Consider the following 16,948-nt stretch of genomic DNA (forward strand, 5'->3'; position numbering starts at 1 on the left):
GGCATGGAACGATGACCGCCGCGCGCCGGCTCGACCGGCTGTTCTGCGACCGGGCGCTGCTGGCCGACGGCTGGGCGTCGGGCGTGCTGCTGAGCTTCGATGCGCGGGGGCTGATCGCCACCGTCGAACCCGGAACGGCCCGGCCGCCCGCCGGGGTGGAGCGGGCCGCCGGGCCGGTGGTCCCCGGCATGCCCAACCTGCACAGCCACGCCTTCCAGCGGGCGATGGCCGGACTGACCGAGCGGACCGGCCCGGCCGAGGACAGCTTCTGGACCTGGCGGGAGGTGATGTATGGCTTCGTCCGCCGCATCGACCCCGACGGGCTCCAGGCGGTGGCGGCGATGGCCTACGCCGAGATGCTGGAGCGGGGCTATACGTCCGTGGCGGAATTCCACTACCTTCACCACGCCCCCGACGGCCGGCCCTATGCCGATCCGGCCGAGATGTCGATGCGCATCCTGGCCGCGGCGGACGCGACCGGCATCGGGCTGACCCATCTGCCGGTGCTCTACGCCCAGGGCGGCTTCGGCGGACAGCCGGCGGGCGAGGGGCAGCGGCGCTTCCTCAACAGCCCCGACCGGCTGCTGGACATCGCCGCCGCCTGCCGCGCGGCACCCGGTGGACATCGCGTCGGTCTGGCCCTGCATTCCCTGCGCGCGGTGTCGCCCGATGCGATGGCGGCGGCGTTGGAGGGAATGGCGGCGCTCGATCCCACGGCCCCGGTCCACATCCACGTCGCCGAGCAGACGGCGGAGGTCGACGCCTGCCTTTCCTGGTCGGGGCGGCGGCCGGTTGAGTGGCTGCTCGACCGCGGTTGGCTGGGACCACACTGGTGCCTCGTCCACGCCACCCACGTCACCGCGGCGGAGGTGGCGGGCATCGCGGCCTCGGGCGCCGTGGCGGGTCTCTGTCCGACGACCGAAGCCGACCTCGGCGACGGGCTGTTCCCGGCGCGCGACTTCCTGGCGCAGGGCGGCCGGTTCGGGATCGGGTCCGACAGCCAGATCGTCATCGACGTGGCGGAGGAACTGCGCCTGCTGGAATTCGGCCAGCGGCTGACTGCGCGGCGGCGCAACCTGCTGGCACCAGGGCCGGGAGCCTCGACCGGGGCATCGCTCTACCGGGCGGCGGTTGCCGGGGGTGCGCAGGCGCTCGGCCTGCCCCGGCCGGCGGGTGGACTCAAGGTGGGGCAGCGCGCCGACCTCGTCGTGCTCGATCCTGACGACCCACGCCTTTACGGCCGAAGCGACGACACGCTTCTCGACACCTATGTCTTCGCCGGCGCCCGCAATCCCGTGCGCGACGTGGTGGCCGGCGGGCGGTTGGTGGTTCGCGACGGCCGGCATGTCGATGCCGATGCGATCCGCGACGGCTGGCGCCGTGCCGTCGACCGGCTGCACGCGGCCTGATTGAAATTCCGAACGAACAGGGACGATCCCGATGACGGCGACCATCGACATCCTGGAGCGGCTGGTGGCCTTCAACACCGTCAGCCGCGACAGCAACCTCGACCTGATCCGCTGGGTGCAGGAACGGCTGGAAGCCGCCGGCGCCGCGACATGGCTGGTGCCGAGCGAGGACGGACGCAAGGCCAACCTGTTCGCGACGCTGGGGCCGGCCGACCGTCCCGGCGTCCTGCTGTCCGGACACAGCGACGTGGTGCCGGTCGAAGGGCAGGCCTGGACCAGCGATCCCTTCCGGCTGACCCGCCGCGACGGCAAGCTGTTCGGCCGGGGCACCGCCGACATGAAGGGTTTCATCGCCGCCGCACTGGCCTTGTTCGACCGCGCCGCCGGCCGCCCGCTGTCCCAGCCGCTGCATCTGGCCCTGTCCTATGACGAGGAGGTGGGCTGCCTCGGTGTCCGCCGCCTGATCGAGATGATGGCGGCCCTGCCCGTCCGCCCGCGCTTCTGCATCGTCGGCGAGCCGACCGGCATGCAGGTGGTCACCGCCCACAAGGGCAAGACCGCCCTGCGCGCCGAGTGCCACGGCGTCGAATGCCATTCGAGCCTCGCGCCACAGGGCCTGAACGCCATCCACATGGCGAGCGACCTGCTGACCGGCCTGCGCCGCATCCAGAAAAGCCTGAGCGACGAAGGCGCCCATGACGGCGCCTATGACGTTCCCTGGACCACCATCCATGCCGGGGTCATCCAGGGGGGCGAGGCGCTGAACATCGTGCCCAACCGCTGCCGTCTCGACTTCGAAATCCGCCATCTGCCGCAGGATCCGGTGGAACCGCTGCTGGACGGCATCCGGGCGGAGGCCGACGCCATCGTCCGGCGCCTGCGGCCCGATTTCCCGACCGCCGGGCTGACCATCGCCGAGCTTTCCAGCTATCCGGCGCTCGACACCGACGGCACCGCCGAGGTTGTCGCCTTCGTCAAATCGCTGACCGGCGGCAACAGCACCGGCAAAATCTCCTTCGGCACGGAAGGCGGACTGTTCCAGCAGCGGCTGTCGATGCCCACCGTGGTGTGCGGCCCCGGCAGCATCGGCGAGGCCCACAAGCCCGACGAGTTCATCGCCGAGGACCAGTTGGCCGCCTGCGACCGCATGCTGGACGCCCTGCTCGCCCAGCTGGCCTGACGGCGCCGACGGCGCTCCGCATCCTTGCCCGATCAGTGGAGCGCCTGACTAACGAACTTCACCTGTTCGAAGGCCTGGAACCCTTCGGTGCCGCCCTCCAGCCCGATGCCGCTGTCCTTGATGCCGCCGAAGGGCGTTTCCGGGTGCGAGACCACCCAGTGGTTCACCACGACATTGCCGCATTCGATGTCCGCCACCAGCCGGTCGGCGAGCACCATGTCGCGGGTAAAGACATAGGAGGCCAGCCCGAGCGACAGGCGGTTCGCCAGCGCGACCGCCTCGTCCGCATCGCGGAAGGAGGCCATCAGCGCCAGCGGTCCGAACGGCTCCTCGCCGGCGGCCCGGCAGGCGGCGGTGACACCGGTCAGCACCGTCGGCCGATAGAAGAAGCCGGGGCCGTCGATGCGGGCGCCGCCGGCCGCCACCGCCGCGCCGTTGCGCCGGGCATCCTCCACCAGCGCGTCGACCGCCGCCAGCCGCCGGGCATTCTGCACCGGCCCCATCTGCGTTGCGGGATCGAACGGGTCGCCCACGCGGATCGCCGACGCCGCCTCGGCGAACGCGGCGGCGAAGCGATCATGAATCGATTCATGAACATAGAAGCGGGTCGGCGACGTGCAGATCTGCCCGGAACTCCGGAACTTGGCGGCGGCGGCGCTGCGGGCCACCGCCTCCACATCCACGTCGGGAAAGACCAGCACCGGGGCGTGGCCGCCCAGTTCGAACACGCCGCGCTTCATGGTCCGCGTCGCCAGCGCGGCCAGATGCTTGCCGACGGGGATCGAGCCGGTGAAGGACACCATGCGGATGGCCTCGGCCTCCAGCAACCGCTCGGCCACCGCGCCGGGATTGCCGAACAGCATGTTGGCGACCCCGTCCGGCAGACCGGCCTCGGCCAGCGCGCGGGCGATGAACAGGGCGGCGGCCGGCGTTCCTTCCGACGGCTTGATGACGATTGAGCAGCCCGCCCCCAGCGCGCCGGCGATCTTGCGGGCCGGCGTGATCGCCGGGGCGTTCCAGCCGCTGAAGGCCGCCACCGGCCCGACCGGCTCGCGCAGCGCCATCAGCCGGTGGCCCGGCGTGCGGGGCGGGATTATGCGGCCATAGGACCGGCGGCATTCCTCGGCCGCCCAGTCGAACATGCCGGCCGCCGTCTCGACTTCCCGCGCGGCCTCAAGGATCGGCTTGCCCAGTTCCAGCGCGATGAGCGCGGCGAGCCCGCCCGCCTCCGCCCGCATCAGATCGGCGGTGCGTCGCAGCAGCGCCGAACGCTCAACGGTACTGGTCCGCCGCCAGACCCGGAAGCCCTCGGCCGCCGCGGCGACCGCCGCATCCACATCCTCGGCGCCCGCATTGGGCAGCAGCCCCAGCGTCGCGCCGGTCGCCGGGTTGATCACAGGCTCGCAGGACCGATCCCCGGCCTCGATCCAGCGCCCACCGATCCACAGGCGAAGGTCAGGATAGGTGGCGTTCGTCATCATCGCCTCTTCTCAGCCGGGATTGATGCAGTCGGACGGCGGCCTGCCGCTCACTTCGTCACCAGCGGACAGCCGCCCTGGTCCATCGGGCGGAAGGCCTTTTCGCCGGGCACCGTCTCCAGAACCTTGTAATAGTCCCACGGGCCTTTCGATTCCGACGGCTTCTTCACCTGCATCAGATACATGTCGCGGATCACCCGGCCGTCGGGTCGGATGGAGCCGTTCTTGGTGTAGAAGTCGTTGATCGGCATCTTGCGCATCTGCTCGGCCACCTTGGTGGCGTCGTCGCTGTCGATCGCCTGGATCGCCTTCAGGTAATGGGTGACGGCGCCATAGACCGCCGCCTGCAGGCCGCCGGGCGCCCGGCCGTTGAAACGCTCCATGAACCGCTTGCTCCAGGCCCGCGTCTCGTCGTTCATGTCCCAATAGAAGCTTTCGGCGAAGGTCAGACCCTGCGCGCTCTCCAGCCCCAGGGCATGGATGTCGGGCAGGTTGACCAGCAGCGCCGCCATCGTCTTGCCGCTGGCGGTGATGCCGAACTCGTTCGCCTGCTTGACCGCGTTGATCATGTCGGCGCCGGCATTCGCCAGCCCGATCACGGTGGCCGGCGACGCCTGCGCCTGCAACAGATAGGACGAGAAGTCCGCGGTGTTGAGCGGCGCCCGCACCGCGCCGACGACGGTGCCGCCATTGGCCTTGACCACACGGGTCGCCTCGCCTTCCAGCGCATGGCCGAAGCTGTAGTCGGCGGTCAGGAAATACCAGTCCTTCAGGCCGCGCTTGACCAGGGCGGTGGTGGCGACGGTCGGCAGGGCGTAGTTGTCGTAGGCCCAATGCACGCCGACCGGCGAACAGGCCTTGCCGGTCAGCTCCGGCGTGCCGGGGCCGGTTGCCAGGAACATGCGGTTCTTGTCGCGCGAGATCCCCTGCACCGAAAGCGCCACGGCGGACGACACCACTTCGGTAATCGCGTCGACGCCCTCGACGTCATACCAGCGCCGCGCGATGCCCGATCCGACATCCGCCTTGTTCTGATGGTCGGCCGAGACGATCTCGATCGCCGCACCGTTGACCTTGCCGCCGAAATCCTCGGCCGCCATCTGGGCGGCCAGCACGGCTCCGGCACCGACATTGTCGGAATAGGGACCGGACATGTCGGTCAGCACGCCGATCTTCACCGTCTTGCCTGAGATCTCGGCGGCCGCGCCGCCGGCCAGACCGATGGTCAGCGCGGCGACAGCCGTGGCGGTCAGCGCCCGCAGACCGGGCACCTGAAGAGCGATGGCACGCATGAATGGTCCCTCCCCGGGATAGTGATGGCCGCCGCCCTTGTTGCGGGCGGCGGATGGGTATTGTCGAAGCGATTGCGGCCGGAACGCCTGCCGCCGGACCGGCGCTCAGCGGTGGGCGATCTCGCTCAGGACCGGCAGCAGATGGGCGATGAAGCCGTCCGGATCCTCGCTCATCGGGAAATGGCCCAGCCCCGGCATGATCGATACGGTGGCGCCGGGAATGCAGGCGGCGGTTTCCAGCGTGTCGGCCGGAGAACAGGAATAGTCGTACTCGCCGGTCAGCAGATAGAGCGGGCAGCGGCTGGTGTCGATCTCGCTCAGCCGATGGCGGATGTCGCCGTCCACCTTGTAGAAATAGAGGTCTCCCTTGAAGATCCCCGGACCGCCCTGCATGTAGTGCCAGACCGTTTCCCAGCGGTGGGCGTCCGGCGCGTTCGGCCCGACCAGCCCGGCGGCGATGGCGGCGCAGACCTCCCCGCCGTTCACGTCCGGATGATGCAGCCAGGTCGTGTCGTAATAGGGATGCACATGGGCGGAGGATTGCAGGCCGATGATGGCGCGGAACTCCCCGGCATGCTCCATCGCCAGATGCAGCGCGATGCGTCCGCCGATGGAGCAGCCCATCGCCACCGGCCGGTCCAGCTCCAGCGCCCGGCAGACCGTCAGGATGATGTCGGTGTAGTCGGCGCTGGTCAGCTGATAGTCGCCGTCCTGCCAGCCGGCGGGCGGCGAGGATTTGCCGTGCCAGGGCAGGTCGAAGGCGATGACGCGGAAATCGCGGGTGACGCGCGGGTCGTTCAGGATGCCGCGGAACTGGCGCCCATCCGATCCGGCGGTGTGCAGGCAGACCAGCGGGATGCCCTGCCCCGCCTCCTCGAAATAGATCCGGTGCTCGCGGCCCTTGTAGTCCAGCCGCATGTAGCGTCCGGTGATGGATTCGATCGTCGCACGCATCAGGCGGTTTCCTTCGGACTGCGCAGGCTGGCCATCACGTCCTTGATGTAGAGGAGGTTGGCCATGAAAGGCTGCAGGTTGCCGGACAGGGTCAGATCGCCCCGCCGCAGCAGGGCGAACAGATCGTGGAAGCCCGGCGGCGGCAGCGGCTGCCAGAAGCGCTCCAGCGCATCGGCCCGGCAGGACAGGCCGAAGGTCCAGGACGGCATGACGAACGGCCCCTTGCGCACCTCGGCGATCCGCCCGCGGTCGATGGAGATCAGATAGGCGTCGGCGCCGATGTCCAGCCGCATTACCGCGGTCAGGAAACGGCCGCGATGGACGAGCCGCTCATTGGCGTTCACAAGCTCCGGCAGCGAGAGCACATCCGGCCTGGGCATCATCGGTTCCTCCCGGAACGGTTTTCAGTGTCGTCTTCCTGGGCTTCGATGTCGGCGTCCGCCGTGGCCAACCGGACCAGCGCGTCGACCGCCACGGCCCCCTGCCCGTCGGCCATCACCATCAGCGGATTGATCTCCGCCTCCAGCACGGTCACGTCGTCCAGCAGGGCAAGGCGGGAAACGGCGACCAGCGCATCGGCGACGGCGCCGAGGTCGCCGGCCGTCCGGCCGCGATAGCCGGCCAGTGCCTGGAGCGCCTTCACCTCGCCGATCATCTCCAGCGCGGTGTCGCGATCCACCGGGGCCAGCCGCAGGGCGCGGTCGCGGTAGATCTCGGTCAGCACGCCGCCGGCGGCCAGCATCACCACCGGCCCGACCTGGGGGTCGCGGCGCAGGCCGATCAGCACCTCGCCGACACCGCGGGTCATCGGCTGGACCAGGATTTGCCGGACGCTGACGCCCGGCCGCGCGGCTTCGACCCGGTCACGGATCGCGGCCATGGCGGCGGCCAGCGCGTCGGCGTCGGCGATGTTCAGCGCGACGCCGCCGACATCGGTCTTATGGGCGATGTCCGGGTGCAGGACCTTGGCGACCACCGGATAGGCGAAGGGAAGCTCCGGCACCGGCTCGCCGACGGTCAGCACCGCGACCGGCGCGTGAGGAACGCCGACGCGGGCGAACAGCCGATAGGCCTCGGCCTCATCGATGGTCCGCCCGGCACCCGCAGGAGCCGGCAGCATCGAAGCGGCCAACTCAGGACGGGGAGGCCGGCGGCCGAGCGCGGCGGCGATCACATCGCCGCAGGATTCCGGCGCACGGAAGCAGGGGACCCCGGCGGCGTTCAGGCGCAGCAGCGCTTCCGGCGCCTCCGGCACGATGAAGGCGGCCATCGGCTTGTCATGCTCGCGCGCGCTGTCGATCACCGGCGCAACCGCCAGATCGGGCTGGAAGCGGGCGGAGGATCCGACGGTCGCCAGCACCAGATCGAATTCCGGCGCCGTCTGCATCACCCCCAGCGCGGCCTTCATCACGTCGTAGCGGGTTCCGGCCAGCGTCAGATCGACCAGACGCCCCTCCCCCGCCACGATCCCGGCCTCGGCGAGGCGGCGCACGGTGTCCGGACTGGGCGCGGCGACCCGCACGCCGCGGATGGCAAGCTGGTCGATGGCCATGGCCGCGCCGCCGCCGGTGGTGGTGACCACGCCGACGGCGGGCTGCCGCACGGATTTCGCCGGCATCCGGTTGAGCAGCGGCAGGATTTCCAGAAGCCCGTCGAAGGATTCCACGCGGGCGATCCCGCAGTCGCGCAGGAAGGTGTCGGCGACGTCGTCCTCCCCGGCAAGGGCGCCGGTGTGGGAGACCGCCAGTTCCGCCGCCTCGGCCGAGCGGCCGAGCTTGTAGGCCGCCACCGGCTTGCAGCGCTCCGCCGCCGCCAGCGCGAAACGGCGCAGCGCGTCGGCGTTGCGCATCGACTCCAGGAACAGCAGATAGCCGCCGACCTTGGGATCGTCGAGCGTCGCCTCGCAGATTTCGCCGACCGACAAATCCACCTCGCCGCCGACCGACACCAGCCCGGCAAAGCCGACGCCGCGCGCCTTGCCGCGCGACAACAGGGCGCCGATCAGGCTTCCGCTGTGCGAGGCGACGAACACCCTGCCTTCCGGCAGGTCGGGTTCGGCGAAGGCGGCGTTCGCGGTCAGCACCAGCCGCTCATGCACATTGACGACCCCGATGCTGGAGGGGCCCAGCACGCGCACGCCGTAGGAGCGCCCGATCTCCGCCAGCCGCTTTTCGCGCTCGGCGCCGGCTTCCCCCGCTTCGGAGAAACCGCCGGCCAGGATGGTCGCGACCGGAACGCCCAGCCGCCCGCACTCCTCAAGCGCGGCGATGGCCGCGTCGGTGCCGGTCAGGATGAAGGCATGGTCCGGCCGTTCCGGCAGCACCGACAGCGACGCGAAGGCCGGCTCGCCCTGCACGGTGGCGCGGGTGGGGTTGACGCTGTAGACCTCGCCGCCATAGCCGGCGCGGCGCAGGAAACGCAGCGGACGGGCGGCGGTCTTGGCGATGTCGTCCGACACCCCGACCAGGGCCACGGAGCGTGGCCGCAGCAGTGCCTCGGCAAGAGCCGGGCCGGTACAGCCCTTGATGGCTTTGCCGGTCACGACCGGCTCTCCCGCGGCGGGCGCTGGTCGAAGCGGCGCTCGAACAGCTCTTCGGCAATCCGGTTCTTCAGGATCTCGATGGATCCGCCGGCGATCATCCAGCCGCGCGTCCGCTTCACGCAATATTCGACCAGCGTCTCCTGGCTGTAGCCGGTGCCGCCCATGATCTGCAGGGCTTCGTTGGCGACCTCGAAGCCGGCGAGGTTGCAGGCCAGCTTGGCGATCGAGGTCTCATAAGCCGACGGCAGGCCGTTGTCCGCGTTGGTGGCGGCGCGATAGAGCAGCAGCTGCGCGCCCTCCAGCTTCAGCGCCATGTCGGCGAATTTCCATTGCAGGCCCTGAAACTCGCACAGCGGGCGGCCGAACTGGGTCCGCGTCTCCGCATGCGCCTTGGCGAGGTTGAAGGCATGGCGGCCCAGCGCCAGCGCCCGCGAGGCGTTGCCGATGCGCTCGACGTTGAAGCCGGCGATCTGCTTCTTGAAACCGCCCGGACCCAGCAGGACATTGGCCTTGGGGATCCGGCAGTCCTCGAAATAGAGCTGGCACCATTCCTCGCCGCTCATGAAGGCGGAGGGCTGGCCGACGGTGAAGCCGGGAGTGCCGCGCTCGATCAGAACCGAACCGATGCCGCCGACGCCGGGACCGAAGCGGACATAGATCAGGAACAGCGTCGCTTCCGGGCTGTGGGTGGAAAAGACCTTCGAGCCGTTGATGACATAATGGTCGCCATCCTCGCGGGCGCTGGTCTTCAGATCGGTGACGGCCGATCCGGCGTCCGGCTCGCTCATGCCCAGCGCCAGCAGCTTGCGCCCGCCGAGCAGGTCGCCCAGCCAGCGCTCCTTCTGCTCGGGACTGGCATATTCGGCAAAGGTGCGGATCGGTCCGAAATTGCCTGCCTGCACGACGTCGGCACTCTTGGGGCAGACCAGCGCCAGCTCCTGGATGGCGATCACCGCGTCCATCAGCGTGCCGCCGATCCCGCCGTCCTCCTCGCGGATGGTGATGCCCAGCAGCCCCATCTCCGACAGTTTCGCGGCCACGTCCCAGGGAAAGGCCGGGGAGTGGGCGCGCTTCAGCGCGTCGGCAGCCAGCTCGGCGCGGGCAAAGCGGCCCACGGAGTCGGCGAAGGCGCGCTGTTCCTGGTTGAGTTGAAAGTCCATGGCTCCGACGGGGCTATCGATTTGCGTTACGGACAATCAATCGCATTGACGAAAATGCGACAACTTCCTAGTTGTTGGCCTTCCATAACCTTTTGTAATGGAGCCGAGACGGTGCGCCCGATCCCCCCGCTCAACCCGCTCCATGTCTTCGAATGCGCCGCCCGGCACGGCAGCTTCACCAAGGCGGCGGATGAGTTGAGCGTCACCCAGCCGGCGGTCAGCCGGCAGGTCGCGCTGCTGGAGGATTATCTGGGGGTGCGGCTGTTCCACCGCGAGGCCCGCGGCCTGACCCTGACCGCCGAGGGCAAGCGGTACGCCGCGCAGATCGCCCCGGCCTTCCGCTGCATCGCCGAGGCCACGGACGAGCTGGTGTCGGCCCGCGCCGCCGCGCCGCTGAAACTGCAGGTCTATGCGACCTTCATGGCGAAATGGCTGATGCGCCGCCTGCCGCATCTGCAGGCCAACCACCCCGATCTGCGTCTGCGCACCCGAACCGCGGTGACGCCGGTCGATTTCGCCCGCGACAATGTCGATGCGGCGATCCAGCTGGGCACCGGCGAGTGGCAGGGCATGGAGTCGGTTTTCCTGTTCGCCGACGAAATCCTGCCGGTGTGCAGCCCGGCGCTGCTGGCCGGCGGTCCGCCGGTGAAGACGCCGGCCGATCTGCTGCACTACCCGCTGCTGCATTCCCATTACCGGCGGCGGGACTGGCCCGACTGGCTGGAGGCGGCCGGCGTCACGATGGCGGAGACGCAGGAACCGCTGATGTTCCCCAGTTCGCTCCTGACCTATCAGGCCGCCCTGGACGGGCTTGGCATCGCCATGGGCCAGCCCGCCATGCTGGAGACGGAACTGCGCAGCGGCACCCTGGTCTGCCCGCTCGACCGGCCGCTCGACCGGCCGCTGTGCCGCGATCTCGGCTATTACTTCGTGGTGCCGCCCAACCACCAGGACCGCGCCCGCATCGCAAAAGTGCGCAACTGGCTTCTGGAACAGGTGGCGGTCGGCTGAGGCCCGGTCACAGCGCCTGCTGCAGCTCCGGCAAGGCCTTGAACAGGTCGGCGACGAGGCCGTAGTCGGCGACCTGGAAGATCGGCGCCTCCTCGTCCTTGTTGATGGCGACGATCACCTTGCTGTCCTTCATCCCGGCCAGATGCTGGATTGCGCCCGAGATGCCGACGGCGACATAGAGGTCCGGCGCCACGATCTTGCCGGTCTGCCCGACCTGATAGTCGTTCGGCACGAAGCCGGCATCGACGGCGGCGCGCGAGGCACCCACGGCGGCGCCCAGCTTGTCGGCAATCGCTTCCAGCAGGTGGAAGTTGTCGCCCGACTGCATGCCGCGCCCGCCGGAAATCACGATGCGGGCGGAGGTCAGCTCCGGCCGCTCCGACTTCGACAGCTCGGCCGAGACGAAGCTGGACAACGCGGGGTCGCCAGCGGCGGCGACGCTCTCGACCGGCGCGCTGGTGGCGGTGGCGGCGGCCTCGAAGGCGGTGGTGCGGACGGTGACGATTTTCACCGCATCGGCCGACTGCACGGTGGCGATGGCGTTGCCGGCGTAGATCGGCCGCTCGAAGGTGTCGGCGGAGACCACGCCGGTGATGTCGGAGATCATCGCCACGTCGAGCAGCGCCGCGACGCGCGGCAGCACATTCTTGCCGACGGAGGTGGCGGCGGCGAGGACATGGCTGTAGCCGGGGGCGAGCGAGACCAGCAGCGCCGCGACCGGTTCGGCCAGGGCGTGCTCGTAGGCGGCATCGTCGGCGAGCAGCACCTTGGCGACACCGGCCAGCTTGGCGGCCTGCTCCGCGGCCGGGGCAGCGTTGCGGCCGGCGACGAGGAGGTGGATGTCGGCGCCGAGCCCCTTGGCTAACTGGGCCGCGGCGGTGACCGCATGGGCGGTGGCGGGCTTGAGGCTGGCGTTGTCGTGGTCGGCGAGGATCAGGATGGGCATGGCGAATTCCTCTGTCGGGCGGAGTGCGGGGAGTGCGGACACTTGCCCCCACCCCGACCCTCCCCCGCTGGGCGGGGGAGGGGGATTAGGCGCTTTAGCGGGAGAGCGGCGGAGTTCCCTCCCCTGCCCAGCGGGGGAGGGTTAGGGTGGGGGCACTGGGGCCGGCGCTCAGATCACCCGCGCCTCGTTCTTCAGCTTGTCGACCAGGGTGGCGACGTCCGGCACCTTGATTCCGGCCTGACGCTTGGCCGGCTCGGCCACCTTCACCGTGGTCAGCCGCGGCGTCACATCGACGCCCAGCGCGTCCGGGGTGACGGTTTCCAGCGGCTTCTTCTTCGCCTTCATGATGTTGGGCAGGCTGGCATAGCGCGGCTCGTTGAGGCGCAAATCGGCCGTTACCACCGCCGGCAGCTTCAGTTCCACCGTCTCCAACCCGCCGTCGATCTCACGGGTGACTGCGACCTTGCCGTCGCCGGCAACGACCTTGGAGGCGAAGGTGCCCTGGCCCCAGCCCAGCAGCGCCGCCAGCATCTGGCCGGTCTGGTTGCAGTCGTCGTCGATGGCCTGCTTGCCGAGGATCACCATCCCCGGCGCTTCCTTCTCGACCAGCGCCTTCAAGACCTTGGCGACGGCCAGTGGTTCGGTCGTCACGTCGGTCTGCACCAGGATGGCGCGATCCGCCCCCATGGCGAGAGCGGTGCGCAGGGTTTCCTGGGCCTGGGTCGGACCGACGGAGACCACGACGATCTCGGTCGCGACACCGGCTTCCTTCAGGCGCACCGCCTCTTCGGCGGCGATCTCGTCGAAGGGGTTCATGCTCATCTTCACGTTGGCGGTCTCGACGCCGCTGCCGTCCGCCTTGACGCGGACCTTCACGTTGTAATCGACGACCCGCTTCACGGGGACGAGGATCTTCATGGCTTGCATCCTTATGCGGCTCTGATGTCGGCAAGGAAGCGGTTGATCTCCCGGTGGAGGTCCCCCGCCTGCCGAACGAGATCGTTGGAGGCGTTCAGCACGTCGCCCGCAGCGGTCCTGGTGGTGTCTGCCGAACGCGCCACACCGTCGATGATGGTGGTGACGGATTGCGTGGCCTTGGCGACCTGGGCGGCATTGCTGGCGATCTCTGCCGTCGCCGTTTCCTGCTCCTCCACCGCGTCGGCGACGATGCCGGAGATGCGGCCCATGTCCTCGATCACCGTGACGATCTGGCCGATGGCGGCGGCGGCGCCGTCGGTCACCGACTGCATGGTCGCGATCTGGCCGCCGATCTCGTCGGTCGCCCTGGCGGTCTGCGCCGCCAGATGCTTGACCTCGCCGGCGACGACGGCAAAGCCCTTGCCCGCTTCTCCCGCCCGCGCCGCCTCGATGGTGGCGTTCAGCGCCAGCAGGTTGGTCTGGGCCGCGATGTCGTGGATCAGCTGGACCACCGCACCGATGCGGCCGGCCGTCTCCACCACCACACGCATGGTCTCGCCGGCCTCGGCCGTCGCCCCGATGGCCGCCCGGGTGATGCGGCCGGACTCGTCGATGTAGCGGCTGATGTCGGCGATCGAGGCACTCAGCTGGTTGGCCGCCGACGCCACCGTGCCGACGCTGGCCGCCGTCTCGTCGACCGCCGCGGTGACGCCGGTCGCCTCGCTCAGCGTGCGGTCGGCGCCGATGTTCATCGAGCGTGCCGTCGCCTCCAGCCCCTCGGCCGCCGTGGTCACCGCGCGGACGATGCCGCCGACGCGCCGGTCGAAATCCTGTGTCATCCGCTCCATTTCCTGCGCCCGCTGATCGCGCAGGGCACGGACACGCTCCTGTTCGGCATGGAGCGCGTCGGCGCGGATCAGCGCCTCCTTGAAGACCTGCATGGCTGCCGCCATCCGCCCGATCTCGTCGCCCCGTTCGGTGGCGGGGATCGCCAACGCGCGGTCTCCCTCGGCAAGGCGCTGCATCGCCGCGCACATCGCCGTCAACGGCCGGACGATGCCGCGGGCCAGCAGGATTCCGGCCACACTGATGATCAGAAGCAGGGCCACCCCCACCCCGATCATCTGGTTGCGCATGGCGCGGACGGGAGCCAGGATTTCGTCGACCGACGCCTCGGCCAGCACCAGCCAGTGCAGTCCGCCGTGGTTAACCGGCCGATAGGCAGCCAGCGCCGGAGAGCTGCCGCCGAAGCGGATGGCCTCCATGACCCCGATATGATCGGGGTCGACCTTCGCCGCCGCGACGACGGGGCTGTCGTAAGGCGCCAATATGCCCTGCCCGCCGGAAAAGCGCGGCGTGCTGCGCAGACGCCCGTCCTCGCCGACCAGGAAGGTGTCCCCGGTTTCGCCCATGCCGTCACTCGCCAGCATGATGCGGTCGAGCCCGCCCGCCTCGATTCGGAACACCAGCGTCGCCAGAAGCTGCCGGCGGCCGTCCGGGAAGCGCAGGGCGACAGGCGCCGCCAGGAAGGCGGAGGCGGCTTTGCCGGCGGCATAGGGCGAGAAGTCGGCGATCACCGCCTCATCGGTCAGGTCGCCCGCCTCGATGCCGTCCACCAGACGGCGCAGCGCGCCGTCGGCGACCGGCTTGGCGAAATCGTCGCACTTGGCGGCGCTGTAGAGGACGGTGCCGTCCGGCGCCACCAGCAGCACATCGGCCAGCCCGCGCCGCTGCATCAGATCGCTCATCCAGCCATGCAGGCGCAGATGCGCCGTGTCGTACATGGCGTTGTCGGCCGACTTCTCCAGCTTGTAGCGCTCGGCGGCCGGATGGGGGTTGTCGTCGACATACCGCTTGCGCAGCAGGGCGGAGGGATCGCCGCGGTCGGCCTCGATCCGCCAGCCATTGACGAGCGCCACCGCCGCATCGCGCATCGACCGCGTGTTGGCGGTCAGCACGACGTCGCCCTCCAGCCCGTCGATGTAGGACCGCACGCTGGCGGCGCGCGCATCGGCCAGTGCCACCAGCTTTTCACCGGCCGCCGCGCGCAGGCGGCTCGACGCTGCGAAATAGGCGAAGCCGCCGAGCAGGATGGCCGTGACCACCGCCGCCCCCACCAGCGCGCCGGGAATTTTGTGGCGCAGCAGCAGGCGCCGTCCATCGAGGCGGGACATCAGCGCTTCCCCTTTCCGGTCAGCCGGTGCATCAGCTCGCCGACGATGCCGCGGCGGAAGAGCAGGACGCAGACGACGAAGATGCAGCCGATCACCACCGGCACCGGCAGGCTGGTGGAGGCGAGGTAGCTTTCCAGCGTCACCACCAACCCGGCACCGACCACCGGCCCGAACAGCGTGCCCATGCCGCCCAGCAGCGTCATCAGCACCACCTCGCCCGACATCTGCCACGTCACGTCGGTCAGGCTGGCGAGCTGGAACACGATGGCCTTGGTTCCGCCGGCGAGCCCGGCCAGCGAGGCCGACAGCACGAAGGCGACCAGCTTGTAGCGGTCGGTGCGATAGCCGAGCGACACCGCGCGCGGCTCGTTCTCGCGGATCGCCTTCAGCACCTGTCCGAAGGGCGAATGCACCGTGCGCCAGATCAGGGCGAAGCCGGCGACGAAGATCGCCAGCGCGGTGTAGTACATGGTCAGCGGCTGGCTGAGGTCGAACAGCCCGAACAGCAGGCCGCGCGGCACGCCCTGGATGCCGTCCTCGCCATGGGTGAAGGGCAGCTGCAGCGCCAGGAAGAACACCATCTGCGACAGCGCCAGGGTGATCATGGCGAAATAGATGCCCTGCCGGCGGATGGCGATCAGGCCGAAGACCAGCCCCATCAGCCCGGCGACGATTGTGGCGGCGAGCAGACCTGCCTCCGGCGCCCAGCCCCATTCCTTCACGGTGTGGGCGGCGATGTAGGCCGCTGATCCGAAGAAGGCGGCATGGCCGAAGCTGAGCAGGCCGGCGAAGCCGATCAGCAGGTTGAAGGCGCAGGCGAACAGCGCGAAGCACAGCACCTTCATCAGGAAGACGGGATACAGCACGAAGGGTGCCAGGACCGCCAGCAGCAGCCCGGCTCCGGCCAGCAGGATCTTCGGCGAACCGCCATACATGACAACGCCTTCGTGCAGTGTGTCGCGGGTTTGCATGGTCATGGCTTATCTCTCCCGTCCGAACAGGCCGGCCGGCTTCATCATCAGCACCACGGCCATGATCACGAACACCACGATGTTGGAGGCCTCCGGGTAGACCACCTTGGTCAACCCCTCCAGCAGCCCCAGCCCAAGGCCGGTGACGATGGCGCCGAGGATCGACCCCATGCCGCCGATCACCACCACCGCGAACACCACGATGATCAGGTTCGACCCCATCAGCGGCGACACCTGATAGATCGGTGCCGCCAGCACCCCGGCCAGCCCGGCCAGCGCCACGCCGAAGCCGTAGGTCAGCGACACCATCACCGGCACATTGATGCCGAAGGCCTGCACCAGCGTCGGGTTCTCCGTCGCCGCCCGCAGGTAGGCGCCCAGCTTGGTGCGCTCGATGGCGAACCAGGTGCCCAGGCACACCAGCAGCGACGCCGCCACCACCCAGCCGCGGTAGGTCGGCAGATACATGAAGCCCAGGTTGGTGCCGCCCTTCAGCAGGTCGGGGATCGGATAGGGCTGGCCCGACACGCCATACTGGTGGCGGAAGGCGCCCTCGAAGATCAGCGCCAGCCCGAAGGTCAGCAGCAGCCCATAGAGATGGTCGACCTTGTAGAGCCGGCGCAGCATCGTGCGCTCCAGCACCAGCCCGACGGCGCCGACCACCAGCGGCGCCAGCACCAGCGCCCCCCAGTAGCCGACGCCGGCATAGCTCAGCAGCAGCCACGCCACGAAGGCGCCGACCATGTAGAGCGCGCCATGCGCCATGTTGACGACGTTGAGCATGCCGAAGATCACCGCCAGCCCAAGGCTGAGCAGCGCATAGAAGGAGCCGTTGATCAGGCCGAGCAGAAGCTGGCCGAACAGGGCTTGCGGCGGAATGCCGAGCAGTTGGGACATCGGACGTCTCTCCCGC

The 16,948-nt window shown here is 69.5% G+C and carries 14 protein-coding genes; 3 read left to right on the forward strand and 11 right to left on the reverse strand.

Annotation, left to right across the window (positions count from 1 at the left end):
- The first annotated feature begins 11 nt into the window (after nt 1-11).
- Together PWS46_RS26885 and argE are read left to right on the forward strand one after the other, a co-directional pair.
- Nucleotides 12-1,409, forward strand: coding sequence for a formimidoylglutamate deiminase (locus PWS46_RS26885; RefSeq protein ID WP_434625075.1), 1,398 nt, complete (start codon nt 12-14; stop codon nt 1,407-1,409).
- 31 nt (nt 1,410-1,440) lie between these two features.
- Nucleotides 1,441-2,589, forward strand: a complete 1,149-nt coding sequence (argE, locus tag PWS46_RS26890) for an acetylornithine deacetylase (RefSeq protein WP_434625077.1) — start codon at nt 1,441-1,443, stop codon at nt 2,587-2,589.
- 32 nt (nt 2,590-2,621) lie between these two features.
- Here argE and PWS46_RS26895 read toward each other — a convergent pair whose 3' ends face one another.
- The 6 genes from PWS46_RS26895 to PWS46_RS26920 form a co-directional block, all read right to left on the reverse strand.
- Nucleotides 2,622-4,070, reverse strand: coding sequence for an NAD-dependent succinate-semialdehyde dehydrogenase (locus tag PWS46_RS26895; RefSeq protein ID WP_434625079.1), 1,449 nt, complete (start codon nt 4,068-4,070; stop codon nt 2,622-2,624).
- A gap of 47 nt (nt 4,071-4,117) precedes the next feature.
- Nucleotides 4,118-5,359, reverse strand: a complete 1,242-nt coding sequence (locus PWS46_RS26900; protein ID WP_434625082.1) for an ABC transporter substrate-binding protein — start codon at nt 5,357-5,359, stop codon at nt 4,118-4,120.
- 105 nt (nt 5,360-5,464) lie between these two features.
- On the reverse strand, nt 5,465-6,313 hold the full coding sequence (locus PWS46_RS26905) for an alpha/beta fold hydrolase (protein ID WP_434625084.1): 849 nt from the start codon (nt 6,311-6,313) through the stop codon (nt 5,465-5,467).
- Entirely contained in the window at nt 6,313-6,696 is a 384-nt protein-coding gene (locus tag PWS46_RS26910) for a hypothetical protein (protein WP_434625086.1), read from the reverse strand. Before PWS46_RS26910 ends, PWS46_RS26905 begins: the two co-directional genes overlap by 1 nt.
- The gene (locus tag PWS46_RS26915) at nt 6,693-8,855 is read right to left on the reverse strand and encodes an acetate--CoA ligase family protein (RefSeq protein ID WP_434625087.1); all 2,163 of its coding nucleotides are present in this window, start codon (nt 8,853-8,855) and stop codon (nt 6,693-6,695) included. The genes PWS46_RS26910 and PWS46_RS26915 overlap by 4 nt, the downstream gene beginning before the upstream one ends.
- Complete coding sequence (locus PWS46_RS26920; RefSeq protein ID WP_434625089.1) at nt 8,852-10,015, reverse strand: acyl-CoA dehydrogenase family protein; 1,164 nt, start codon at nt 10,013-10,015, stop codon at nt 8,852-8,854. Before PWS46_RS26920 ends, PWS46_RS26915 begins: the two co-directional genes overlap by 4 nt.
- A gap of 111 nt (nt 10,016-10,126) precedes the next feature.
- Between PWS46_RS26920 and gcvA the strand changes: the two genes are divergently transcribed.
- Nucleotides 10,127-11,026, forward strand: coding sequence for a transcriptional regulator GcvA (gene gcvA, locus PWS46_RS26925; RefSeq protein WP_434625091.1), 900 nt, complete (start codon nt 10,127-10,129; stop codon nt 11,024-11,026).
- 7 nt (nt 11,027-11,033) lie between these two features.
- Here the strand turns inward: gcvA and PWS46_RS26930 are convergent, their stop codons facing one another.
- The 5 genes from PWS46_RS26930 to PWS46_RS26950 form a co-directional block, all read right to left on the reverse strand.
- The gene (locus PWS46_RS26930; RefSeq protein ID WP_434625093.1) at nt 11,034-11,972 is read right to left on the reverse strand and encodes an electron transfer flavoprotein subunit alpha/FixB family protein; all 939 of its coding nucleotides are present in this window, start codon (nt 11,970-11,972) and stop codon (nt 11,034-11,036) included.
- 168 nt (nt 11,973-12,140) lie between these two features.
- On the reverse strand, nt 12,141-12,890 hold the full coding sequence (locus PWS46_RS26935) for an electron transfer flavoprotein subunit beta/FixA family protein (protein WP_434625095.1): 750 nt from the start codon (nt 12,888-12,890) through the stop codon (nt 12,141-12,143).
- An 11-nt stretch (nt 12,891-12,901) separates the two neighbouring features.
- On the reverse strand, nt 12,902-15,064 hold the full coding sequence (locus tag PWS46_RS26940) for a methyl-accepting chemotaxis protein (protein ID WP_434625097.1): 2,163 nt from the start codon (nt 15,062-15,064) through the stop codon (nt 12,902-12,904).
- Complete coding sequence (locus tag PWS46_RS26945) at nt 15,064-15,999, reverse strand: branched-chain amino acid ABC transporter permease (protein ID WP_434625215.1); 936 nt, start codon at nt 15,997-15,999, stop codon at nt 15,064-15,066. The genes PWS46_RS26940 and PWS46_RS26945 overlap by 1 nt, the downstream gene beginning before the upstream one ends.
- A 45-nt stretch (nt 16,000-16,044) precedes the next feature.
- The gene (locus PWS46_RS26950; protein WP_109155389.1) at nt 16,045-16,932 is read right to left on the reverse strand and encodes a branched-chain amino acid ABC transporter permease; all 888 of its coding nucleotides are present in this window, start codon (nt 16,930-16,932) and stop codon (nt 16,045-16,047) included.
- Nucleotides 16,933-16,948 lie beyond the last annotated feature (16 nt).

It is taken from the genome of Azospirillum sp. B2RO_4, from assembly GCF_051124815.1.
In the GTDB taxonomy this organism is placed as follows: Bacteria; Pseudomonadota; Alphaproteobacteria; order Azospirillales; family Azospirillaceae; genus Azospirillum.